Origin of the sequence: Dolichospermum sp. UHCC 0406 (genome assembly GCF_009712025.1) — a bacterium.
GTDB lineage: Bacteria > Cyanobacteriota > Cyanobacteriia > Cyanobacteriales > Nostocaceae > Dolichospermum > Dolichospermum lemmermannii.
Window position 1 is genome coordinate 174,080 of the sequence record NZ_VILA01000002.1, and the last position, 24,021, is coordinate 198,100.

A 24,021-nucleotide genomic window follows, 5' to 3' on the forward strand; every position below is an offset into this window, starting at 1 on the left:
GTCATTGCCAAAAATAGTTCTCCAAATGCTTCGCCCGTACAGTTGTCAGTTGTTAGTTGAAAGACAAATATTTTCACCAATTACCCATTACCAATTACCAATTACCAATTACCAATTACCCATTACCAATTACCTTATTTTCCGTAATAAACTCTAGCATTGCCGTAACCTGAATTTTTCAAATAGCTGTTCCATTGTTCTGCTTCTAAGCGATCGCTAAATGGTCCTACAGCTATATGCGTTCCTAGTGGTTGAGTTCTCCTAAATACATTAATATTGATGCTAACTTTTTGGTGAATTTCTGTACCTAAAGAATGTAAACTATTAGCATTACCAGGAATAACTACATAATAGGAATTTCTTTTTTCCTGTTGATAGTTATTTGCATAGTTCTGATCATTATATCCGGGAGCATTATAAGACATTACTGGTTGAACCGAATAATTAGGTGTTAATTCTATATTTTCCGAATTAACGATTTTCGCGCCAGAAATCCCATTAAATTCCAATTCTCTTACCCGTTTTTGAGCATTAGATTGTCCATTGAAAACGCCAGACTGGATCACCTTACGTCCCTTGTAATTGCGAATATAGGCATTAGGTTCAATTTGCCGAACTCGCTGCAAAATTTCGTAATTATTGCTATCAACATAAACAAAATATCGGTCAAAGTTTTGGTTATATTGACTATATTGTGTCCCTTGAGATTGATAGAATTTTCCTGGTTGTAACTGCGGTAATGGCTGCTGGTTAATGGGTATTTCCTGGAGATATGACAATGTTGCTTGTGCGAATATTGGCATATTATTAGATGTTTGAGCCTGAACTGGACTATATTCACATACGAACACCCAACTTCCACTTATCAGCAAGGAAAATATGGGTAAAGAGGTAAAACAATTTACTCTTAAAGTAGGCATATTTGTTACCAGTTTTTGCAAAGATATTTGGTTTAATTCCAATGGGATAAAATAATTTAAGGGAGCATTGAAATGACGAAATTACTAATAAATTTCCTGATTTTTAGTAGCCAATTGTGCCGTCGGGCATTACCGCTTCAAACAAATTTGCACCTGTGAGATTTGTCGTACTAATTTCTGCTCTAAGTAGATTTACTTTGGTTAAGTTAGCATCGGTAAAGTCTGTCATAGCAAGACAAGCATCTACTAATTCTGCTTCAGTTAGATCAGCCTCACACAGATTAGCTCGACTCAAATTAACTTTGCTCAGTATAGCAAAACTGAGGTTGGCTCGGTTCAGCTTGGCTTTAATCAGTGTAGCCTGGAACATCATTGCATTATGTAAGTTAGCACCTATTAATTCAGCTTCAGTCAAATTTGATTTTGACAGTTTAGCATTTATGAGGTTTGCACCATTCAAATTAGCACCCTCTAAATTAGTCTCAGTTAAAGTAGCATTTTCTAAAATTGCTCCACTCAGATTAGCACCACTCAAATCCACACCACGCAGCATAGTCTCACTTAAATTAGCTCCACTCAGATTGGCCTTAGCTAAGTCTGCACCAGTTAAATTAGCACCCCGTAAGTCAACTTTATGCAGGTTAGCACCCCGGAGACAAGCAGAATAGGTTCTTTTTTCTTCTCGCAGGTTAGCACCCCGGAGGCAAGCACCTGTGAGGTTAGCACCTGTGAGGTTAGCACCACGCAAGTCGGAACTCATTAAGTTAGCATCTAACAGATGTGCTAAAGTTAAGTTGGCATTACGCAGATCAGCACCTTGCAAAGTTGCACCATGCAAATCAGCGTCATGCAAGTTGGCATTTTGCAACTTTGCTTGGGTTAGGTTTGCACCGCGGAGATTTGTAAAACTCAGATTCGCATTATTGAGAAGAGCCTGATTTAGATAGCTAAAAGTTAGGATAGCATTAGACAAATTTGCCTGATCTAAACCTATGCCAATTAAATCTGCATCAAATAAATTTACTCCATTTAATTTGGCGTTGCTAAAATTTGTTTCTCCATTTGCATATCGTCTCAGAAGTTCTTTCGCATCCATAATTTTTTCTCTCAATTGTTGTTAGAAATTTTTCTTTCCAAAATCAAAAATAGTCTGAATTATTTATTATTAAGTATATCTCAAGTAGGCGGTACTGTAATTTGACAGGTATTATTATCATCGTCATCATAGAAATCATTAACTTGAGTTGGAGCAGGTTGATAATTAGGATTAGCAGGTGGTTTAGTTTTTGCAGATGGATAACTGTTAGGGAGTTTATCTGAATTGGTTTTGGCTGGTATATCACCATATAAACCACGCATAACTCTGATGATTACACCAGATGCTTGATTATTTTTATCTGGTGTACCTAAAGAGATCACAGTATTGTTTATTTTAGATTCAAGTTCTCCAATAGTTGCACAAGAATTAAATAATTTCCGCAATAAACTATCAAGTTCTTCGGATTTTAGTCTCAACCAGTCTTGTTCATTAAAGGTAAATTTATTATAAAGTGCAGAAAATAAAATTATTTTAATCCTCAATGGGTTACTAAATCTCATAAGATTTTGTCGTAAATCAAATTGATTATATTGAGATTTTTTTGAACTGCTTGGAGTTTTTGCTGGAGGAGTTGATGATTTTTTTTCAGAACTATAAAATTTAGGAATATTTTGACTAGGTTGATTTAATATTAATCCTGTTTCTTGTTCTTGATGAGGTTGCTTAAATATTAATTCTGTCTCTTGATCAGGGGTTAGATATAATTTTTGTATTTCTTTGATGATGATACTGGCAATCATGGAGTATTGTTTTGGTTTGCTAAGATTTCCGACGGCAATAGATAAACTCGAAGTTAAGCAATCTATCGTGGGATTTAAACTAGATAATTCTTGGATTAATTCTGGTAATTTAAATCTATTTAGCGTATCTTGATTATTTTCCCACTCATTTTTACAAGCGAAGAATATTAATTTTTTAATTTGTTGTGAGTTTTCATGCTGTTCTAAATATTTTGCTACTTCATTAAGACTAGATAGAGCCATTATTCAGTATATCTCCTGTACAGGTATCCAATAGTAGTAATCAATACCTTGTCCATTTCTTGTAGGTTGGGTTAAGCGACAGCGCAACCCAACGCATTTGTTGGGTTTCATGCTTCAACCCAACCTACAAATCAAGGATTTTTCTAATTTGGACAAGGTATTAAGTAATAGTAATAGATTATAGCTGAACTAGTAGTCTGTCAAGATAAAAATGATGGACTGTAGTGTGAGCGTCTCGCTCACGCGGGCAAGACTTGTACTGAGCTTGTCGAAGTATGCCCGCACGGACTGCGTTCAAATCGCAATTTACCAGCATCAGTTCATCTACGAACAGTTTTTACTGACACACCAAGCTATTTAGCAGTATCACCTATTGAAATAGTCACTTCTTGGTTTTCCATATAATTAACTCCGTTGCTTGACTAAGTTAATTATATGGACGTTCCGTAACATAAGGCTAGTTATGGGTAGAAATCGCCGAACAGTTTAAAACCCTCGCTTTTTACTTCTATTTGAGCGGATGCTTTGCAACTAATTACTACATTTAATAATGCTATAGCAATTGCATGATTATTAATTAAGCCCTACCACTACCGATAAAATATAAAAGTGCCATCCGCACTGCTACACCGCTAGTTACCTGAGATTGAATTAAGCTGAATTCAGGATCATCCATTAAATCAGAACTAATTTCCACACCCCGATTTACTGGACCTGGATGCAATACTTTAACTTGAGGTTTACATAGTTTTAACTTAGCACGAGTAATGCCAAATAGTTGATGATATTCTCTTAAACTAGGGAATAAATGGGCGGTCATGCGTTCTTTTTGTAAGCGCAAAGTCATGACAAAATCAGCATTTTCCAAAGCTGGTTCTAATTGCCAATGGGTAAATAATCGGTTAGAGTTTTCTGTACATCCTAAGTATTCTGCAAAGAATTTAGGTAACAATGTGGGAGGTGCGGACAGATGTACTTCTGCACCACTAGCGATTAAACTCCAAATATTAGAACGGGCTACACGAGAGTGTAAAATATCGCCAACAATAGCAATTTTTTTACCTTGTAATGATTCAATTTTGGGTTGTGCAGGGTCAATTAAACTACAAATTGTAAATAGATCTAATAATCCTTGAGATGGATGTTCATGTTGTCCATCACCGGCATTGAGGACGCTAACTTTTACACCTAAACGATCCATTTCTTGCGCGATCGCTTGCGGAACTCCTGCATCCTTATGGCGGACTACCATAATATCAGTTCCCATTGCCAAATAGGTTTTTGCTGTGTCAAGAATTGTTTCACCTTTGGTCATAGAAGATGTAGCTGCGGCAAAGTTGAGGGTATCCGCACTAAGTCTTTTTGCCGCAATTTCAAAACTACTGCGCGTGCGGGTAGAAGGTTCAAAAAATAAATTTGCTACTACCTGTCCCTGTAAAGTGGGGACTTTCTTTGTCCGTCGGGATAGTACCTCTTGAAAAGAAGCCGCAGTTTGTAACACGGCGTTATATTCAGCCGTTGTGAAGTCAGCAAGTGTGAGAATATGATGACGATTCCAAGTAGTAGGCATATAAGTAGAGGAGTCAGGAGTCAGGAGTCAGGAGTCAGGAGTCAGGAGTCAGGAGTCAGGAGTCAGGAGTCAGGAGTCAGGAGTCAAGAGTCAGGAGTCAGGAGTCAGAAAGAAGGAAGAAGGAAGAAGGAAGAAGGAAGAAGGAAGAAGGAAGAAGGAAGAAGGAAGTAAGAAAAGTCTCAAAGTTGGGAAAGTGATGCACCTAATTCACCTTTCTAAACTGAAAACCCTTAATTTATTGAAGTTTTCGGTTTATCCAGCAGTTTCAAGATTGTAAATGAAACACCTTTAAAGCAACAGATATTATACTGAGGAAAGTTAAAAAACCGATGGTATCTAGCATTGTTGTCACTAATGGACCACTCATTAAAGCTGGATCTAGTTTTAAATGCTTCAAACCCATTGGTAACAAAGTTCCTAAAGTAACAGCCACCATTGTATTAGTGGCCATAACTACCCCGGCTATTAAAGCTACCCATCTTTCTTGGGGTTTAGCCCAAATCAGGGAAAGGGCCACCATTGTCAGCCCTAAAGCTACGGCTGTTCCTAAAGCGGCTAAAAGTTCTTTGCGGAGAATTTTTCCCGTATCTGCGGGTGTGACTTCCCCTACACCTAAACCGCGAATGGTGACAGTCAGAGCTTGGATACCTACAGTGCCACCTGTGTTAGAAAATATGGGCATAATCACGGCGAGGACAGGTACAGCGGCGATAACTTCTTGAAAAGGAGCGATCGCACTGGCAGCACCAATATACAATCCCATAATCCCCAATAACCAAGGCAACCGTTTCCGAATCGTGACTTGTGCGGGAGATAAGGCCTCTTCATCACCACTGACCCCTGCTAATTTTTGAATATCTTCTGTAGCTTCTTCTTCTAAAATATCAACGACATCATCAATCGTAATAATACCGACTAATCTATCTTCTCTATCAACCACAGGCATAGCGATTAAGTCGTACCGCTGCATAATCCGGGCGACTTCTTCCTGGGAGGTTTCTGTTCTGACTTTGACAACGTGGGCGCTGGCAATATCTTTAATTAAAACATCGGGAAAGGTAAATAATAGCTGACGCAAAGAAACAACACTAACTAATTTGCGATTATCATCAGTGACATAGGCATAGTAAATTGTTTCCTTATCTTGATCTTGCAAGCGGATTTTACTGAGGGCTTCACCAACAGTTAAACCTCGTCGCAAGCGAACATATTCCGTTGTCATTACCCGCCCCGCAGTCCCTTCTGGATAGCCAAGAATCGTAGCTGTGGCTTGTCTTTGTTCGGGACTGAGTTGTTGTAATAAGCGTTTGACTACTCCTGCTGGTAGTTCATCAAATAAATATGCCCGTTCATCAGGACTCATTTCTTCAACAAGGTCTACTACCTGGGCATCGTGGAGGGAGTTAATCAGGTCTTCCTGTACTTCTGTGGGTAAATATTCAAAGACATCTATGGCTTGATCTTTGTTGAGTAACCGAAAAGCGATCGCCCTTTGTTTTTCGGGCAATTGGGTGATATACTCGCCCACATCTACCGGCTGTAAACAATTCAAATCACATTTAAGCTGATTTAAGTCAGCAATATCCAAGGAATTACGAATTTCCTGTGTAAGCATAATAGAAATCTCCTAATGTCTCCCCCGCGCTGGGAGACTGCCTCACCAGCTTAGAGGAGGGTAATACTGCCATCTGTTGGACTTTTGTCCATAACCTCTTGTAAAATTAAATATCAACGTGGGAACTAAAAATAGCACCGCTAAATGAGTTTAGCCCAAAACTCAGCTTTACGATAGATGCTAAGTGACATTTTAAGCATAAGTTGTCACTTGTACAAGTAGTAACAGCAAATTATGGATAAAAACTCCCAAAAAATAAATTATCCAATAATTGGGGAGTGGATTAGGGTTTGATTTAGGGAGTAGCAAATAAGTAAGGTTTTAGCAATGCTAAACCCCTACATCTATAATACAGATTGGGATATTTTTTTGATTGCTAGTTCCTTATTTCTTCAAAAACTTTTGTTGCATCTTCATTACAAAAGTATTCACTTCGGGAATATTCATTCTAGAAGCAATTATCGCAAATACACCAATTCCCACGAAAGCAGATATGGATAATTCTATGAGTAAACTAATTAAATCCTGTTTACCTAGTATTTGTTGAGAAGTCATTAAAGTTCCAAAACTGGCTAAACCCGATATAATACTCCCAACTGTTAAACCCAAAATTGGTACACACCATTCTTGCCAAGGTAAGCCATTAAGTTTGCGATTGAGCAAAAATAATAACATCAACATGGAACTACAATTAACTCCAACTGTAGCTAAAACTAATCCAGGCGCACCAAAACGTTCAACTAATATTAAATCTAATACAGCATTGAGAACAATATTAAATATACTAATTTTAAAAGGTGTTTGTCCATCACCTAAAGCATAAAATACCCTCACCAAAACATCACGCCCTAAATAGACAAACATTCCGATTCCATAGGCAATTAATAGAGAAGATACTAACTGAGTTGCTTCTTGTTTAAATGCTCCCCGTTGATAAACTATCTGGACAATTGGCACAGATAAGGATACCATTAATGCCCCTAAAGGTAGCATGGTAACGGCAGTTAATAAAAGTCCTTGCCGAATACGCAATTTTAGTTCTGGCCAATTGTCTGGGTGGGAAAGTTTGGCAAATGTTGGTAATAAAGGCAGTAAAATAATATTAGAAATAATTCCTAATGGAGTTTGGACTAAAAGATTAGCATAGTTAAAACCTGCGGCTGCACCAACAATAGGACTAGCAAAATAAAGGTCAGTAGCGACATTAATTGGCATCATTCCTGATGATATTGTCGCTGGAGTCATGATTTTAATTACTTCTTGCACACCGGGAGATTTAAAATCAAATCTCAGGCGTAATTTCCCTAATCCTAAGCGCCATTGCACTATTGACTGGACTAACCATTGCAGAATTCCTCCTGCCAAAGTTCCCCAAGCTAATACCATGCCACCGATTAAAGCATATTCAGGATTAATAATTTCTTTACCATATTGTCCTGCTAAAATAGCAATACCAATAATAACAGTAATACTAGATAATAAAGGACTAATAGATAGTAACCAATATTGATTAGCTGCATTTAAAGTCCCAAATCCAATGCCAATTAAGCCAGCAAATAAGGCTAAAGGGGCCATAATTTGGATTTGACGGATAGCGATCGCTCTTGTAGTTGCTTCTAAGCCATGACCAACTAAATCAACAATATACTCAGCACAAAAAATCTGGGCAAATGTCACCAGTATCAACAACCCACCCACTAGAGTTGTGATTGTTTCTACAATAGGTGCAGCTTCCTCCTTTTTGTGTTTAGCTAAAACACTGACAATGGCACTATGTAAAGGTCCATTTACACCACCAAGTAGGATTAAAAGAAAACCGGGAATAATGTAGGCATAACTATAAGCTGTAGCTGCCGCACCTACACCAAAAGCAGCCGCAATTATTTGCTGCCTAATTAAACCAAACACTTTACTAATTAAAGTTGCTGCGGCAACAATACCAGCAATACCAGCAAAGGAACGAGAGGGTTTTTGATCTTGTTGTGTCACGAATATTTAATGGTCAGTTGTCAGTTGTCAGTTGTCAGTAGGGGCGAAGCATTTGGAAGATAAATTATCGGTCATTGCCAAAAATAGTTCTGCAAATGCTTCGCCCGTACAGTTGTTAGTAGGGGCGAAGCATTTGGAAGATAAATTATCGGTCATTGCCAAAAATAGTTCTGCAAATGCTTCGCCCGTACAGTTGTCAGTTGTCAATTTTCTATTTACAACCCAAACTATCGCGGGTAGAAATACCAGTTACCGGATTCACACCATCAGCCCTTTGACAGAGTAAGGATACTTGATAACGGTCAATTAATGCGTCAGTGAAATCAGCACCAGTGATATCAGCATCATAAAAACGGCTGCGGGTTAAAGTTGCTTCTGCGAAAATGGCATTTCTTAGATTAGCACTATCGAAGGTAACACGATCAACTAAAGCGCCCGTTAAATTTGCACTTTCTAAATTGGCTTTTAATAAAACGCCTTTAGTAAAAATGGCGTTAGTTAAATTTGCATCTTGAAAATTTGTTCCCCGCATTTCGGCTGCGACAAAAGTTCCGCCAACTAAATTAGTATGAGAAAAGTCCCGATTTTCTAAATTAGCATTATTGTAATTAATGGTATTAACTTGAGCAAAAACTGGTTCGGGATTCATAATTACCGAAAATCCCACCAAAATAAAAATGAATATCAAACTTAAAAATCTCAACAAAATCTTGTTCATAAATTTGTTAATTGTTGGTTGTCAGTCGTCAGTTGTTCGTTGTCAGTCGTTTTTTCTAGACTACTGACCACTGACCACTGACCACTGACTAATAACTATTTCCAATCTTTACCAATGCGAATTGTGAGGTCAGATTCCAAATCACCATTTCCGGAAACTTCAATTTGTCCTAAACCTAAAACTTGTCGCAAGTCAATTCCTGGTTGTCGGTTGCCTTTTTGGACAATAATCTGAGTTTGACGTTGGCTATCTGGCCAGTCTGGAACTGGGTAAACATTAGTAAAACCTTTCTGTTTAAGATAGGTAATGACCTTTTCCGTTAGCTGGGGTTGATTAGTCGTATTTTGAACGGCAATTCTTTGGATAGAAACGGGTCTGGTATCTGATTTAATCCCAGTTACATTTACCCCAACAAAATCATTTAATAAGCTTTGTTGGCCAGTCATATTTAACCAATAGCTATTGGGGTCTTGACTGAGTTTACTAAAAGTACCAGGTAACATTGCCATTTGGAAATGATCCCGTTCTACATTGACGGAAAAATTTGCCAATGCCATCATTTCTTCCATTTTGAGGTTGGTATCAAAATACTTCCGCATTAAGCGAGTTAATTGGGGCAACCTGGGTAAAACAGTGGGACTGTTGAGACGTTGCATTAAAGCAGTTATCAGTGCTTGTTGTCGTTGGACTCTTGGTAAATCCCCCATACCTTCTTCACGAAAGCGGGCAAACTGTTCTGCTTGTTCACCATTGAGACTTTGCCAACCGCTGATTAAATTTACGGCAAAGCCACCAGCCTGATCTTGATAATTCATAGTTTGGGGGACAAATACATCTACTCCACCCAACTGTTCAACTAATTCCCGAAATCCGCTAGTAGAAATGCGGATATACCGATCTATGGGAGCATTATTTAAACTCCGACTAACTACTCTTGCGGCTAAAACTGGACCACCTTTGGCGTTAGCTTCAGATACCTTAGTTAATCCCTGTTCGGGAATCGCTATCATTGTCCCTCTGGGAATTGACAGCAAGCGAATGGATTTATCACTGGGATTTAGCCGCACCAACATCATGGTATCGCTTTTACCAGCAAAACTTTCCGGTGAACCATCTACAGTCCCTGGAACCGGTTCAATACCCATAATTAAAATGTTCATGGGTTTTGATAGTTTGTACTGAGAAAGCTTAGTCCATAAATCTCCCGGTACTTTGATTTGGTCTTGTTTATTCGCACCGAATTCATCATCTTTCGCTTGGTCGAGATTACTCCATAGAGGAGTCCATAGTGCCAAACTTGATGCTAGTAATCCAGATAAAATTACCCCTAAAACAATGGTTAATACCCACAGTAACCAGCGGGGGACGGATAAACCTAAGCGGTCATAGAGTTCGTTGGGAATAGCTCCCACGGATTCAACGACGTGACGAGAAGAGTTAATTGATTGTTTTGGTTTCACCTCCGGTTCTGAGGTTGGTACTTGTTGAGGTGTTACCTGATTTTCTGACCATTGAACTGGTGGCTGTAACACCTCCGGTTCTGAGGTTGGTACTTGTTGAGGTGCTACCTGATTTTCTGACCATTGAACTTGTTTAATCACAATTTTCTCCCCACTCAACCACTCCTTAAAGTTATGTTAATACAAGCTACAAATATTGCGAGATGAAACTGACTACGCAAATTTGAGATTTTGTGAAAAGCTAATCTGAGATTTTGTTGGGTGTTGCTGTCCTCATAGTTTTAATAGGTAATAATTGAAACATAATTGACCACCAAAATTCATCAGTGAAGATGATCCAAACGTCAATAAATGTAGACTTAAAGCAGATTTTAGCTAAATAAGGCTTCAGTGAATGTTAGCCAATAGCTGACTAATGCTATCCGGGACAAAATTTAGGGGACAAGCCATAGACCAAAAGACTTTCAAAGCAGTTCCCTGTTGCCTGCGATGCACTGAGCTTGTCGAAGTGTTCCCTGTTGTCTGTTCTCTGCTGTATATTGTTCTGAATTATCTGTATATGCCAACATGAATAATTTATTTTTTCCTGTGATTCTGGCTGGTGGTAAAGGTGAGCGTTTTTGGCCTTTGAGCCGACTAGACCGACCTAAACAATTTTTAAGCCTTGATGGTAGCTCTAGAAGCTTACTACAAGCAACTGCTGATCGATTGTTAACTCTGGCTGGGGGTTGGGAAAACTTGTGGGTAATTACGTCTAGTCCCATTGCTCAAGGGGTCAGAGAACAACTTCCCGATTTGCCTGTTGCAAATTTACTCATTGAATCAGAGGGTCGAGACACTGCTGCTGCTGTTGCTTGGACAAGTTTAGAAATTAAAAAGCGTTACGGGGAAGACGCTATTATTGGCTTTTTTCCGGCTGACCACTGGATTGCTGACCAGGAGATATTTGCCGAAACTTTAGCCGCTGCGATGGATTTGGCAGCTAAGAAAGCAGCAATTGTGACTTTGGGGATTAAACCTAATTTCCCCTCAACTGGCTATGGTTATATTGAACAAGGTGAAAAAATAGGTAGCTTTAATAACTTGCCAGCCTATCATGTTCACAGATTTACTGAAAAGCCCGACCGAGAAACGGCAGAAACTTTTTTATCAACGGGACGGTTTAGCTGGAATAGTGGTATGTTCGTTTTTCGAGCCGGTGTGGTTCTAGAAGAATTACGCACCCATGCACCAGAAATTATTAAACCTTTAGAACAACATGGCCCTGATATTTATCCCCAGTTACCTAAGAAAAGTATAGATTACGCGCTGATGGAAAAAACCAGTCTAGCTTATGTTTTGCCTGTAGCATTTGGTTGGGATGATCTGGGTGATTGGAATGCTATTGAACGTTTACTGAAGCAGTCCGATAATCCTAATGTAGAACTTGCTACTCATGTGGGCTTAGATACCCAAGGAGCAATCGTTTATGCCTCCAATCCTGATGATGTAATTGTGACTATTGGTTTAGAAGATGTGGTAATTGTGCGCGATCGCAATGTTACCCTAGTAGTTAAAAAAGACCGTACCCAAGAAATTAAGCAGATCCTCAAAATTCTGCAAACCGATAGCCGCTTTACTGGCCTATTGTAAAAGTTAAAACCCTTGGTAGATGGCTCAAAGTCCTGTCACTCATTATAAGTAGGTTGGCGTTAAAAATTGTCGTTATGGCTTGAGGCAATACTTCGACTTCGCTCAGTAACCAGAGGCAAGAGTGAAGAGGGTTTGGACAACTTTACTTTTCGTTACATATTACTCTTCGAGAAGCCGCTTCGCGTCTACGGTTTTTTTCCGTTCACCTACTTAACTAGACTTTTGATAGTATTTGGTGACAGTATATGTTAATTAAGAGATTTGAGCCTCTTTTTTTGGGGATCGCAATCAAACTTTATTATTTCTGATCAGAAACAAAATATTTTGCCCTCAAGTGAATGAAGAAAAATATTACTTTACCAGGGGATCCACTACCATTCAATTCCTGCTTTTATATTGAACGCACTCCCATTGAAAGCGATGCTTACGCAGAATTACTCAAACCAGGGAGTTTAATTCGGATTAAAGCACCTCGGCACATGGGCAAAAGTTCTTTAATGTTACAGCTAATTCACCAAGCTCAAATACATGAATATTCCGTAGTTACTATAGACTTTAAACTAGTAGATAGACAAACTTTTTTGAGCCTGAATAATTTTTTACGCTGGTTTTGTATGAATGTGGCTCGGCAGTTGTCACTTGCATCGGATTTGGATGATTATTGGGATGAGGAAATTGGTAGTAAAGTTAGTGCTTCAATTTATTTCGAGAGTTATTTATTAGAGCAAATTAAAAGTCCATTGGTTTTAATTTTGAATGAAGTAGATTATGCTTTTCAATATCAACAAATTGCCCAAGATTTTCTACTTCTCCTCCGCAATTGGCATGAACAAGCTCAACAAACTCCGATTTGGCAAAAGGTTCGGTTAGTATTATTCCACTCCACTGAAGTTTATATCCCTTTAAATATCAATCAATCTCCCTTTAATGTTGGTTTGTCATTGAAATTACCAGAATTTACAGTCGAGCAAGTAACAGAATTAGCTAGACGGTATGAATTGGATTGGTGTGATAGTCAAGCTGTGAAAAACTTAATGTATTGGGTGGGAGGACAGCCATATTTAATTCATCAGGCTTTATATGATCTCTACCAGCAGAAAATTTCTTTACCAGAACTATTAGATAATTGTACAAAGGGTAAATATATTTACAGCGGATATTTAAGAAATTTACTCAATATATTGCTACAAGATGCAGAATTGTCTCAAGCATATAATCAAGTTGTGAATTCTACAGGTAACAATATATTTTTGTCGGACAATTTGGTTTATAAATTAGATAGTTTAGGGTTAATTAAATTAAGTGGCTATAATTATGAACCTTTTTGCGAACTGTATCGTTTATTTTTTCAAAAAAGTTTACTAATAGAAAGTAATGCTATTCCGTGGGATAAATTAAAAAAAGAAAATGAAAAATTGCAATTGTTAGTTAATATTGATAAACTAACTCAAGTTGCTAATCGTAAATGTTTTGATGAAACTTTGGAAATAGAATGGGAAAGAATGACATACATCCAAGAACCTCTATCTTTAATATTAGCAGATTTGGATAACTTTAAATTTCATAATGACACCTATGGACATCAGAGTGGTGATAATTGTTTACATAAAATTGCTCAAGCAATTAATTCAGTAATTAAAAATCCAGATCATTTAGTTGCTCGTTATGGTGGTGAAGAATTTGTATTAATTTTGCCACAAGTTGACGCAGAAGCAGCTATATTCATTGCTGAAGAAATCAGAGAAACAGTAAAATCATTGAGAATTAAAATTCCTGAATTAACCAAAAAAAATCAATTAACAAACATGATTAGCTTAACCATAAGCTTAGGAATTGCCTGTATCATTCCTTCAGGAGATTTTTCTTTAAGAGAATTTTTTGAAGCGGCTGATCAAGCAATGTATCAAGCTAAGAAATTAGGGCGCGATCGCAGTATTTTGAGTTCTAAATTTAAATTTGGCTATGATGAATAATAAATATCACTAATATGAATACTTATCCATATCAAGTCGGTGGTAGTCTCATAAATAATGCCCCTAGTTACGTAGAAAGACAAACAGATATAGAAATATATAACGCTTTAAAAAAGAGTGAATTTTGTTATGTTCTTAACTGTCGTCAAATGGGTAAATCGTCTCTGTTAGTGAGAACTAAACATCATTTAGAACAAGAAGGATTTAAATGTACATCAATTGATATAACGAATATTGGTAGTGAAAATATCACTGCAAGTCAATGGTATAAGGGCATAATCGCCGATTTATGTAGAGGATTTAAACTTTTAGGAAAATTCAATTTAAAATCATGGTGGCAAACAGGAGATGATATTTCTTTAGTCCATAAATTAAGTCAGTTTATTGCGGAATTATTAACCCAATTTCCAGAAGAAAGGCTAATTATTTTTATAGATGAAATTGATAGTATCCTCAGTTTGGATTTTCCCGTAGATGATTTTTTTGCATTAATTAGATACTGCTATAATCAAAGAGCCATAGATCCAGAATATCAGCGGTTGACATTTGCAATTTTTGGAGTTGCGACTCCATCAGATTTAATTCAAGATGCGAAAAGAACACCTTTTAATATTGGTCAAGCCATTGATTTAAAAGGATTTAAAATAGCAGAAGTGGATTCTTTAATTAGAGGATTAGAGTTAGTCATACCTAATCCGTACCCAGTCATGAAACAAATTTTAGATTGGACAGGAGGGCAGCCTTTTTTAACCCAAAAGTTATGTAATCTCATCACTAATTTTCAAGTAAGTGGTGATTACCTAGATTTCGCTAAAGGTTATGAAGAGTTTTGGTTAGATAATGTTGTCAATGAATATATTATTAAAAATTGGGAATCTCAAGACGAACCAGAACATTTAAGAACTATTCGAGATCGATTACTTTATAATCAACAGCTTGTAAGTAGATTATTAGGAATTTATCAGCAAATTTTGCAAGGTGTAGAAGTAAAAAGTGATGATAGTCGAGAACAAGTAGAATTATTGCTATCAGGTTTAGTAGTTAAACAAGTAGGATTATTAATTGTTAAAAACCGTATTTATGCCAAAGTATTTAATTTAGATTGGGTAGAAAAACAATTAGCTAATTTACGTCCCTACTCGCAAACTTTTAATGCGTGGTTAACTTCCCAACAAACTGATGAATCTCGCTTACTAAGAGGACAAGCATTAGCGGATGCTCAAGCTTGGGCTTGGGATAAAAGTCTAACAAATTTAGATAATCAATTTCTAGCTAAAAGTGCAGAATTAGAACGACGAGAACAACAGCTTATTTTAGGAGCAGAAAAATCCAAAAATATGGAAATTCAACTGCTTGAACAACAAAAAAATGCTCGTTTACAAAAACTCATCTTGGGAGTAATTAGTACAGCTTTTTTAACTTCTGTCAGCTTAGGGGGGATATCTTTCTGGTTATATCGTCAATCTCTTCAAAGTGAAAGATTAGCAAAAATTAGTGAAATTAAAGCCCTGATATCCTCTTCTAATGGGAACTTTAAATCCCATCAAGAATTAGAAGCAGTAAGGGATGCTATTAAAGCAAAAAGAAAATTAAAAAAATTAAATATTAATAATCCTGAACTGGATCACCTAACTGATAATGTTCTCCGTCAAGCTAGTTATGGAGCGCAAGAGTGGAATCGTCTCTCAGACGATCATCTGAGTTTGCTTTGGGATGTAGCCTGGAGCCCTGATAGCCAGATGGTAGCGCTTGCTAGTCAGAATGAAGTTTGGTTATGGCAACAAAATGGCAAATTAATCCGCAAATTTAAAGGTCATAATTCCACCGTTTGGACAGTTGCTTTTAGTCCTACTGAGAAAATAATTGCCTCCGGTAGTGCTGATAAAACTATCAAACTCTGGTCATTAAATGGCCAGAAATTAGCAACTATCACTGTTGGTGAAGAAGTTAAAAGTATAGCTTTTAGTCCTGATGGACGACTACTAACAATTGGGATGAATAACGGTACTTTGGGAATATGGCAGTTAGCAGACAAAAAATTCAGGATGATTAAAGCCCATGAATCTGCTATTTCTAAAGTTTTGTTTACCCCCGATGGTCAGAAATTAGTGACTGGTAGTTTTGATGGGAAAGCAACTCTTTGGAGTCTTGATGGCAAAAAGTTAGTTAATTTCAATCATGGTCAAGATGCTGTGCGTGGTTTGGCAATTTCTGCTGATGGTAAATTGCTGGCTACAGGTGGTAATAATAAAAAAATTGAGCTTTGGAGTCTCGATGGCAAAAAACTCAAAAACATTGAAGCAGAATATTCAATCATCGCAATGGCATTTAGTCCCGACAATAAAACCCTTGCTGCTGCCAGTTGGGATAAAGTGGTAAAACTTTATAGTCTTGATGGTAAGGATTTGGCTACCCTGTCAGGACATAAAGAAGGTGTTTGGGCGATCGCTTGGAGTCCTGACAGTAAAATTCTGGCCACAGCCAGTATGGATAATAGCGTTAAACTTTGGCAGTTGCAAAATCCCCTAGTCACAGTTTTAAGATATCACCAATCGAATCTGGCAAAAGTTGCCATTAGTCCCAATGGTAAAATTATCGCTACCACAGGTTGGGATTCTATGATCAATCTTTGGAAATCTGATGGCACATTATTCCGAAGTCTTCAAGCGGATGGAAATGGAGTAACCTCCGTTGTTTTTAGTCCTAATAGTCAGTATTTAGCAATTGGGAGTACGGATAAAACGATCAAAATTTGGAAAATTGATGGCACTCTGATAGATACCCTTCCAGGTCATACTGGGGTAATTCTAGATATAGCACTTAGTCCAGATAGTAAAATTCTCGCTTCAGTTGGTTATGATCAAGCCCTGTGGCTTTGGCAACGAGATGACAAAAAACCGTTTAGTTTCCGCTTGTACAAAACTATTAAAGCACACAGCGAGCCAATTAATAGTGTCGAGTTTAGTCCCGATGGTCAAGTATTGGCAACTGGCAGTTATGATAAAACCATCCGCCTGTGGAGTCGAGAGGGTAAACTTTTAAAGACTTTGCAAAGACATAATCTGGCGGTTTTTGATGCCACCTTTAGTCCAGATGGACAGTTGATAGCATCCATTTCCGATGATCGCACCATCAAGTTATGGCAACGTGACGGCAAATTTTTAAGAACCTTAGTAAATTCAAAATTTACGTTCCACACGGTGACATTTAGCCCAGATGGCAAAACAATTGCCGCTGGCAGTGGAGATGGGGAGAATGCGATTCACCTCGTGAATCTGGAGGGAAAACCAATAATTACACTGTTTAGACATCTTGGGGCTGTCTCTTCCTTAACCTTTAGTGCCGATGGTAAAACCTTAGTTTCCGCCAGCCGCGATCGCACTGCCATTATCTGGAATTTACCCCAAATCTTTGCTACTAACGACTTAGATTATGCGTGTAACTGGGTAAAAGATTATTTACAAAATAATCAGGAACTAGAAAATTCAGAAGAAAATAATTCTTCTGGGGACAAGCTTTCTACTCGTCATTTGTGCGATCATTAGTAGAGGGGAGAAAATCAACCTTATCAGGCAGAAGGAAATAAATTTTTTATGTCAATTATCATTGCAGAAAACCTGAGTAAATCCTATCCAGTAGCGATTAAAGACCCAGGGATAGGGGGAACAATTAGCCACTTTTTTCGCCGGACTTATCGCAATATTAACGCTGTTCAGGATGTTTCTTTTAGCATTGAGCCTGGGGAAATTGTCGGTTTTTTGGGACCCAATGGCGCAGGTAAAACTACAACCTTAAAAATGCTCACAGGATTAATTCATCCCTCTCAAGGTACAGTTAAAGTTGGTGGATTTATTCCCTTTAATCGTCAAGAAGCATTTTTACAAAAAATCACTTTAGTGATGGGACAAAAACAGCAATTAATTTGGGATTTACCAGCCCTAGATTCTCTGAGAATTAACGCCGCAGTTTATAATATTTCTGACAAAGAATTTCAGCGTCGAGTTGGGGAATTAACAGAAATGCTGGCTTTAGCAGGTAAATTAACTCAACCCGTGCGAAAATTATCATTAGGTGAAAGAATGAAGGCTGAACTATTAGCAGCACTTTTACACCGTCCCCAAGTTTTATTTTTAGATGAACCAACTTTAGGATTAGATGTTAATGCTCAAGCAGGGGTACGTAACTTTTTAAAAGAATATAATCAGCTATATCAAGCAACCATATTATTAACGAGTCATTACATGGCTGATATTACAGCTTTGTGTGAACGGGTGTTATTAATTCACGAAGGAAAATTAATGTATGATGGTAGATTAGATGGGTTATTAGCAAGTTTTGCCCCTTATCGAGAAATTTATGTAGAGTTAGTTCAACCATTATCACTAGAACAACTTATGCCCTATGGTGATGTACAAATGCTAGAAGGAAGAGCAGTTAGATTTATTGTGCCACAAGCAGCCATGACTCGCACTGTTTCCCAAATTTTAGCCGATTTGGAAGTGGTAGATTTAACAGTCACAGAACCACCAGTAGAAGAAGTAATTGGTAGAGTTTTTCAAAAAGGATTTAACCATTGATAACTATGAAAAAAATTGTTAAAAAAGCTTTAACTTTGCTGTCAGTAAATTATGCGAAGATGCTGGAATATAGGTCAGAATTAATATTCTGGGTTTTAGCTGGTTCTTTACCAATTATTATGATGGGTATTTGGATACAAGCTGCTGACAGTGGTAAATTTGCTTTTAAATCTGTTGATTTTGCTCGATACTTTTTTGCAGTTTTTCTGGCTAGACAAATTAGTGTTGTTTGGGTAATTTATGATTTTGAAAAAGAAGTTTTAGAAGGTAAACTTTCCCCCAAATTATTACAACCTATAGATCCAGTTTGGCATCATGTTGCGAATCATCTTGGTGAAAGAGTCGCTCGAATGCCTTTTGTATTGTTTTTATCAATATTCTTTTTTGTTCTCTATCCCCAAGCTTTTTGGTTGCCTAGTATAACTAATTTATTGCTATTTATTCTAGCAGCAATTATGGCTTTTGCTTTAAGATTTATAATTCAATATACCTTTGCTATATTTGCATTTTGGACAGAAAAAGCCGCAGCTTTAGAAAATCTATGGTTGTTGTTTTTTGTATTTTTATCAGGTTTGATAGCACCTTTGGATGTTTTTCCAGAAAACGTCAGAAACATAGTTATGTGGACACCTTTTCCCTACATGATTAATTTTCCAGCGAGTATTTTGGTAGGACTACCTGTAGATTTAACCAGAGGATTTTTATCAATTGCCGGTTGGTTTCTCCTATTTTTAGGCGCTAATCGTTTTTTATGGCGGAGGGGTTTAAAACAGTATTCAGGTATGGGGGCTTAAATAATTCATAATTTAATGTATTTCAGCAGCATAAATATTTTGGATAAGTTCACGTAATTGATCAAAAGTATTTGCTGTTAAAGGATGTTTTAAAAGTTTTTAATGTGTAAACAGACCCCTCTCCAAACCTCTCCCCTCGTAGGGGAGAGGCTTTACAGCGGTTTCCGCTCTTATGAGGTACAAAGTTGAATCATGAAACTCTTGTAGTGCGGGCATCTTGCCCGCTAGATATGTACCTCATAACACCGGGAACTACTATAAATTACTGGGTATGGTTTTAAATTTATCTGGTGAACCCAGAGAATAATCCTCTAATTTAAAATCAGCAAATGGTTTTTTCTCTAATCTATCTCTTAAAGCTTCATCTAATATTACCCCTTGGGCTTGTTTTTTCACCCCAATAATAATAATACTGCGTTGATAGGCTGTTGAGTCTTGGTTGGCTTGACAATCTTTTCTCTGAAATTGTCCCAAATTTAATAACCGATAACCTTTAACACTGGGTGTACTACTAAATATCTTTTTTCCTAATAATTGAATTTGTTGAGAACGTTCTAAAGCGCGACTTTGTTCGGCGGTAATATTACCTTCACAAGAAGCTGTTCCCACAGAAATAATCTCGCTGGGATTTTCCATAATTTTCTGGATTCCTTCTTGTTCTAAATTAGATTTTAAGGAATCAAGGGTAATAGTTTGATCATTATATTTAATTTGGTAAGTGCTGCCTAATTGCCATTTATATTCTACTGATAAAACCGCAATATTAAATTCTGCAACTCTCCCTTGACTATCTTTCCCTTCTTCATAGGGAAAATAATCAACTTTGCCTTGTTTAACTGGTGCTTGTCCATAGTCAGGAGGTAAAGCCGCAAATTTAGTATTTCTAAATGCTAATGATACCCACCAAAGTAGTAATAAGGAAACTATTAAAGCTGCAAACCAGGATAATAATGGTAATTTTTCGGGTTGTCTTTGTGGAGGAATAACGGTATTATTAGTAGTTGGTTTATTAATTATTTCTGTTTTTCCTAACCCGCCAATATTCACAGTTGCGGATGTATTTTCTGTAAGTTGATGTTCAATTGCTGCTAATCTTCTAGAAATCTCTTCAGCATTGCTAGGACGTTTACTGACTTCTGTTGATATTAACCAATCAATGAAGTCTAATAATAATGGAGAAACATGATTCCCATGCTGTCGCCATTGTAAGATATCTAAATGAGGATCATATAATTGTTCGGGGGGAAATCCCGTTAATAAAAATACAAATGTCCGTCCTAAAGCAAAGAAATCTGATGAAGGTATGGCTTGTCCTCGCATTTGTTCTTGAGGACTATAACCTGATGATGAAATTGCTGTCATTCCTCCACCATTTGCTAAATAGGTTCTGGTAATTTCTCTGGCTGTACCAAAGTCAATTAATACTAATTGTCCATCTGGACGAATCATGATATTTGATGGTTTAATATCTCTATGTAAATATTGTTGGTTATGAACTAAATCTAATATTTCTAATAATTGTTTTAACCAGACTATGGCTTGAGCTTCAGAAATGGGGCGGTTTTGTTGTTGCTTTAACCATTGTTCTAAATTAGGTCCTGCAATTTTTTCCATCACCAGACAATGCAATATGAGATTATTTCTAGTTTGATAGGGAAAATAACCTTCTGTTCGCGGAATACCAGGATGATTTAGTTGTTGTAAAACCTTGGCTTCTTGTTGAAATAGTGCTAAGGCTTTACTATCATTTGTTAATTCTTCTTTGAGAACTTTGAGGATTTTTGGGGTGTCTTGTTGATAGGCTTCGTAAATTTTGCCAAATCCAGTTTTATCACTTAATAAACGTAATACTCGATAACGTCCTATCAATTCCAATTGAGAACCACAACTTTGACAAAAACGGTTTTCGTCATTATCTGGATGATTAGGTTGAGAACAAACTGGATTAATGCAAAGGCTCATAATTTGGTGATTGGTGATTGGTAATTGGTGATTGGTAATTGGTGATTGGTGATTGGTGATTGGTGATTGGTAATTGGTGATTGGTGATTGGTAATTGGTAATTGGTAATTGGTGATTGGTGAAAGTTAGAAATTATCTCATGTTTGTGCTGCTAAAAAAGTGGCAACTGTTTGATTAAATTCTGTGGGGTTGGTTAGAAATGGCCAATGATTTCCGGGAACTTGACACAAATTTAAGTTTTTAAGGTTGGTTTTGTAAGGTTGAATTTGCCAATTTTGGCGGTTTACACCTTTTTCTGGTTGTATAAAGAGGGCAGGTGTGTCAACTGGGTGAATAAAACCTGGTATTTCCATGACTGCGTCGAAAATGCCATCACGGGCTGCTATGGTAAATTTGCTACCCCAAGTACCGTTGGGTTTTTCTTCAATTGCGGCTTGAAAAACTTGCTGTTGCAAAGAACTCCAATTTTGATATTGACTGAGTTGTTTAATTTTTTGTTCAGCTTCCTCGTAACTTGCAAATGGTCCCATGCTTTTCAGAAAGGGTAAAACACGATACAACAGGGGAAATGTGATTTTTAGGAAACTAGGCATTTTCCAGATGAAAATGGGATCTACTAATGTGATACTTTTTAACCTAGCTGGGTTCTCTCTAGCCCAAATAGCGGCTAATTTTCCTGTCCAGGAATGACTGACAATATGAGCCGCAGACCATCCTAGTTTATCCATTAATGCTTCTAGATCGGAAATTGCACTGGCAAAGGTATAATCTTGTTCTGGCTTACTACTTTCACCATGACCACGCATATCTGGCGCAACTATATGATAATCTGCTGCTAAATAATCTCCCAAACTAGACCAAACCAAAGCATGATCAGCCATACCATGTAATAACAGTAATGGTTCTTGACCTTGACTCCATTCTAAATAAGAAAGTTGAATATCAGATGTTGATAAAGTTTGACGTACAGGCATCATTTGGTCAATCTTCTCCAGGATAGGTGATTCGGGATTCTAACAGAAAAATAACTTTTTTGGGGTTAATTTTTAATTTTGATGATTGTACTGATTAGCACGAATTAATGGAACTAATAAATGTCAAAATCAAGAGTAGGACTACAAGGATATTAAAATTACTATGCCAGAAATAGAACAATCCATTTCCCAACACTATCACGACCGGACTAAGTACCACCCAGAAACCCTGGCTGGTAAAGGTCGTAATTTAGACTGGAATAAACAACCAGTACCGTTCAAAGAGTACAAAATTGGCTCTGATATAGACCTCAAACCCTATCTGCAAGAAACAGCGGCAACTGTTGCTAATAAACAAGATACCAAATGGTGGTGGCGGCTTTCTCAACTATTATTTCACAGTTATGGACTCACAGCAAAAATGCCTTCTTTGGGTAATACAGTATACTTACGTTCTGCGCCCAGTGCGGGAGGGTTATATCCGGCTGAGGTATATTTAGTTTCTCGCGGTACGCCATTATTACCACCAGGACTTTATAATTATCAATGTCGAACTCATTCTTTAATGCACTTTTGGGAAAGTGATGTTTGGCAAACTTTACAAGCAGCTTGTTTTTGGCATCCTTCCTTAGAAAGTACCCAATTAGCTATTATTACCACTGCGGTCTTTTATCGTTCCGCTTGGCGTTATGAAAACAGGGCTTATCGGCGAATTTTTCTCGACACTGGGCATCTTTTAAGTAATATTCAATTAGCTTGTAATATTGCCGATTATCGCTCTCATTTAATTGGCGGTTTTGCTGATGAAGCTGTTAATGAATTACTTTATATTGATCATGAACAAGAAGGAACAACTGCTGTTTTAGCTTTGGCAGATTTGTTAGATGTGAGCCAAAATTTACCATTAGGACGCACGGCTTTACCTTCGACAACTACAACTAATTATCCATCTATTCCTGATGGTGAACTACTGAAATATTTTCATTTAAACACCCAAATTCCAGCTAGTACTGGTGGTAAGTTAAATTTACCAACTGTGCCATCAGAAAAGTCTTTAGAAGACAAATATAATTTTCCTTTTTGTGAAAAATTTTCGACTCGAACTACACCAATGTTTTGGGGAGAAAATTTATCAGAATTATCAAATACTATCTATAAACGCCGTTCTACTCGTGCTTATACTGGTGATGATTTGAGTTTCGATGAACTGAAAGCTTTACTTGATTTTACTTATCAACCACAAAATTACATTGACCAAGATTTAGATCCCCAACCTGATTATTTTGACTTGAATTTAATAGAAACATTTGTTGTTGTTTCTGGAGTGCAAGGATTAGATCCAGGCTGTTATTATTACGCACCTAAAGCCCAAGAATTACGGCAAATTCGCTTTAAAAATTGCCGTCGGGAGTTATATTTTCTCTGTTTGGAACAGGAATTAGGGAGAGATGCAGGGGCAGTATTATTTCATACTGCTGATTTAAAAAATGCGATCGCTCAATATGGAGATCGTGTTTACCGTTATTTACACCTAGATGCAGGTATTTTCGGACAAAGGCTGAATTTAGCAGCTATTCGTCTGAACTTAGGTGTGAGTGGTATCGCTGGCTTTTTTGATGACCAAGTAAATGAAGTATTGGGTATCCCTACGGATGAAGCAGTTATCTACATTACGACATTAGGAAAACCTAGATAGGAGTTTAGATCCCCGACTTCTTGGAGAAGTCGGGGATCTAGTTGATCTAGTAGTTTGTC

General features: G+C 37.3%; 19 protein-coding genes. 9 read left to right on the forward strand and 10 right to left on the reverse strand.

All coding sequences use genetic code 11. The features are described from left to right. The first annotated feature begins 25 nt into the window (after positions 1–25). Entirely contained in the window at positions 26–157 is a 132-nt protein-coding gene (locus FJR09_RS25715; RefSeq protein ID WP_256370233.1) for a hypothetical protein, read from the forward strand. Here the strand turns inward: FJR09_RS25715 and FJR09_RS03190 are convergent. The 4 genes from FJR09_RS03190 to FJR09_RS03205 form a co-directional block, all read right to left on the reverse strand. Beyond that, the gene (locus FJR09_RS03190) at positions 135–920 is read right to left on the reverse strand and encodes a hypothetical protein (protein ID WP_168653795.1); all 786 of its coding nucleotides are present in this window, start codon (positions 918–920) and stop codon (positions 135–137) included. The two genes, FJR09_RS25715 and FJR09_RS03190, sit on opposite strands and share 23 nt — an antisense overlap. Positions 921–1,023: 103 nt before the next feature. Next, on the reverse strand, positions 1,024–2,016 hold the full coding sequence (locus FJR09_RS03195; protein ID WP_168653796.1) for a pentapeptide repeat-containing protein: 993 nt from the start codon (positions 2,014–2,016) through the stop codon (positions 1,024–1,026). An 80-nt stretch (positions 2,017–2,096) separates the two neighbouring features. Beyond that, the gene (locus tag FJR09_RS03200) at positions 2,097–3,002 is read right to left on the reverse strand and encodes a hypothetical protein (protein ID WP_015078211.1); all 906 of its coding nucleotides are present in this window, start codon (positions 3,000–3,002) and stop codon (positions 2,097–2,099) included. 577 nt (positions 3,003–3,579) lie between these two features. Further along, positions 3,580–4,572, reverse strand: coding sequence for an aspartate carbamoyltransferase catalytic subunit (locus tag FJR09_RS03205; RefSeq protein WP_015078210.1), 993 nt, complete (start codon positions 4,570–4,572; stop codon positions 3,580–3,582). Here FJR09_RS03205 and FJR09_RS03210 point away from each other — a divergent pair. After that, complete coding sequence (locus FJR09_RS03210) at positions 4,546–4,743, forward strand: hypothetical protein (protein WP_168654012.1); 198 nt, start codon at positions 4,546–4,548, stop codon at positions 4,741–4,743. The genes FJR09_RS03205 and FJR09_RS03210 overlap by 27 nt on opposite strands. Before the next feature lie 94 nt (positions 4,744–4,837). Here FJR09_RS03210 and mgtE read toward each other — a convergent pair whose 3' ends face one another. Together mgtE and murJ are read right to left on the reverse strand one after the other, a co-directional pair. After that, on the reverse strand, positions 4,838–6,187 hold the full coding sequence (gene mgtE, locus FJR09_RS03215) for a magnesium transporter (RefSeq protein WP_168651691.1): 1,350 nt from the start codon (positions 6,185–6,187) through the stop codon (positions 4,838–4,840). Between the two features lie 384 nt (positions 6,188–6,571). After that, positions 6,572–8,176 (reverse strand): murein biosynthesis integral membrane protein MurJ, encoded by a 1,605-nt coding sequence (gene murJ, locus FJR09_RS03220; protein ID WP_168653432.1) that lies wholly within the window; start codon positions 8,174–8,176, stop codon positions 6,572–6,574. A 31-nt stretch (positions 8,177–8,207) separates the two neighbouring features. On the opposite strand from murJ, the gene FJR09_RS03225 reads away from it, so the two are divergent. Next, entirely contained in the window at positions 8,208–8,462 is a 255-nt protein-coding gene (locus FJR09_RS03225) for a hypothetical protein (RefSeq protein WP_083881406.1), read from the forward strand. Here the strand turns inward: FJR09_RS03225 and FJR09_RS03230 are convergent. Next, positions 8,388–8,894 (reverse strand): pentapeptide repeat-containing protein, encoded by a 507-nt coding sequence (locus tag FJR09_RS03230; protein WP_015078207.1) that lies wholly within the window; start codon positions 8,892–8,894, stop codon positions 8,388–8,390. The two genes, FJR09_RS03225 and FJR09_RS03230, sit on opposite strands and share 75 nt — an antisense overlap. 95 nt (positions 8,895–8,989) lie before the next feature. Beyond that, positions 8,990–10,495 (reverse strand): LCP family protein, encoded by a 1,506-nt coding sequence (locus FJR09_RS03235; protein ID WP_041457517.1) that lies wholly within the window; start codon positions 10,493–10,495, stop codon positions 8,990–8,992. Positions 10,496–10,921: 426 nt separating this feature from the next. On the opposite strand from FJR09_RS03235, the gene FJR09_RS03240 reads away from it, so the two are divergent. From FJR09_RS03240 to FJR09_RS03260, 5 genes are all read left to right on the forward strand, one after another. Continuing rightward, positions 10,922–11,986 (forward strand): mannose-1-phosphate guanylyltransferase, encoded by a 1,065-nt coding sequence (locus FJR09_RS03240; RefSeq protein WP_015078205.1) that lies wholly within the window; start codon positions 10,922–10,924, stop codon positions 11,984–11,986. Between the two features lie 338 nt (positions 11,987–12,324). Further along, the gene (locus FJR09_RS03245) at positions 12,325–13,959 is read left to right on the forward strand and encodes an AAA-like domain-containing protein (RefSeq protein ID WP_015078204.1); all 1,635 of its coding nucleotides are present in this window, start codon (positions 12,325–12,327) and stop codon (positions 13,957–13,959) included. 14 nt (positions 13,960–13,973) lie between these two features. Then, positions 13,974–17,504: an AAA-like domain-containing protein gene (locus tag FJR09_RS03250; protein ID WP_168653779.1), complete on the forward strand. Its 3,531-nt coding sequence runs from the start codon at positions 13,974–13,976 to the stop codon at positions 17,502–17,504. 48 nt (positions 17,505–17,552) lie between these two features. Then, entirely contained in the window at positions 17,553–18,536 is a 984-nt protein-coding gene (locus tag FJR09_RS03255) for an ATP-binding cassette domain-containing protein (protein ID WP_015078202.1), read from the forward strand. A gap of 5 nt (positions 18,537–18,541) precedes the next feature. Further along, entirely contained in the window at positions 18,542–19,330 is a 789-nt protein-coding gene (locus tag FJR09_RS03260; RefSeq protein ID WP_015078201.1) for an ABC-2 family transporter protein, read from the forward strand. A gap of 255 nt (positions 19,331–19,585) precedes the next feature. Here FJR09_RS03260 and FJR09_RS03265 read toward each other — a convergent pair whose 3' ends face one another. Then, the gene (locus FJR09_RS03265; protein WP_168653782.1) at positions 19,586–21,292 is read right to left on the reverse strand and encodes a serine/threonine-protein kinase; all 1,707 of its coding nucleotides are present in this window, start codon (positions 21,290–21,292) and stop codon (positions 19,586–19,588) included. 137 nt (positions 21,293–21,429) lie between these two features. Continuing rightward, positions 21,430–22,269: an alpha/beta fold hydrolase gene (locus tag FJR09_RS03270; protein ID WP_015078199.1), complete on the reverse strand. Its 840-nt coding sequence runs from the start codon at positions 22,267–22,269 to the stop codon at positions 21,430–21,432. Between the two features lie 160 nt (positions 22,270–22,429). Here FJR09_RS03270 and FJR09_RS03275 point away from each other — a divergent pair, with 160 nt between their 5' ends. Next, positions 22,430–23,962: a SagB/ThcOx family dehydrogenase gene (locus FJR09_RS03275; RefSeq protein ID WP_168651954.1), complete on the forward strand. Its 1,533-nt coding sequence runs from the start codon at positions 22,430–22,432 to the stop codon at positions 23,960–23,962. Positions 23,963–24,021 lie beyond the last annotated feature (59 nt).

Excerpts from the sequence above, each read along its gene's own strand:
- FJR09_RS25715 (WP_256370233.1), top strand. The coding sequence starts at position 26 with ATGCTTCGCCCGTACAGTTGTCAGTTGTTAGTTGAAAGACAAATATTT.
- FJR09_RS03190 (WP_168653795.1), bottom strand. The coding sequence starts at position 920 with ATGCCTACTTTAAGAGTAAATTGTTTTACCTCTTTACCCATATTTTCC.
- FJR09_RS03195 (WP_168653796.1), bottom strand. The coding sequence starts at position 2,016 with ATGGATGCGAAAGAACTTCTGAGACGATATGCAAATGGAGAAACAAAT.
- FJR09_RS03200 (WP_015078211.1), bottom strand. The coding sequence starts at position 3,002 with ATGGCTCTATCTAGTCTTAATGAAGTAGCAAAATATTTAGAACAGCAT.
- FJR09_RS03210 (WP_168654012.1), top strand. The coding sequence starts at position 4,546 with ATGATGACGATTCCAAGTAGTAGGCATATAAGTAGAGGAGTCAGGAGT.
- FJR09_RS03205 (WP_015078210.1), bottom strand. The coding sequence starts at position 4,572 with ATGCCTACTACTTGGAATCGTCATCATATTCTCACACTTGCTGACTTC.
- mgtE (WP_168651691.1), bottom strand. The coding sequence starts at position 6,187 with ATGCTTACACAGGAAATTCGTAATTCCTTGGATATTGCTGACTTAAAT.
- FJR09_RS03230 (WP_015078207.1), bottom strand. The coding sequence starts at position 8,894 with ATGAACAAGATTTTGTTGAGATTTTTAAGTTTGATATTCATTTTTATT.
- FJR09_RS03240 (WP_015078205.1), top strand. The coding sequence starts at position 10,922 with ATGAATAATTTATTTTTTCCTGTGATTCTGGCTGGTGGTAAAGGTGAG.
- FJR09_RS03245 (WP_015078204.1), top strand. The coding sequence starts at position 12,325 with ATGAAGAAAAATATTACTTTACCAGGGGATCCACTACCATTCAATTCC.
- FJR09_RS03250 (WP_168653779.1), top strand. The coding sequence starts at position 13,974 with ATGAATACTTATCCATATCAAGTCGGTGGTAGTCTCATAAATAATGCC.
- FJR09_RS03255 (WP_015078202.1), top strand. The coding sequence starts at position 17,553 with ATGTCAATTATCATTGCAGAAAACCTGAGTAAATCCTATCCAGTAGCG.
- FJR09_RS03260 (WP_015078201.1), top strand. The coding sequence starts at position 18,542 with ATGAAAAAAATTGTTAAAAAAGCTTTAACTTTGCTGTCAGTAAATTAT.
- FJR09_RS03265 (WP_168653782.1), bottom strand. The coding sequence starts at position 21,292 with ATGAGCCTTTGCATTAATCCAGTTTGTTCTCAACCTAATCATCCAGAT.
- FJR09_RS03270 (WP_015078199.1), bottom strand. The coding sequence starts at position 22,269 with ATGATGCCTGTACGTCAAACTTTATCAACATCTGATATTCAACTTTCT.
- FJR09_RS03275 (WP_168651954.1), top strand. The coding sequence starts at position 22,430 with ATGCCAGAAATAGAACAATCCATTTCCCAACACTATCACGACCGGACT.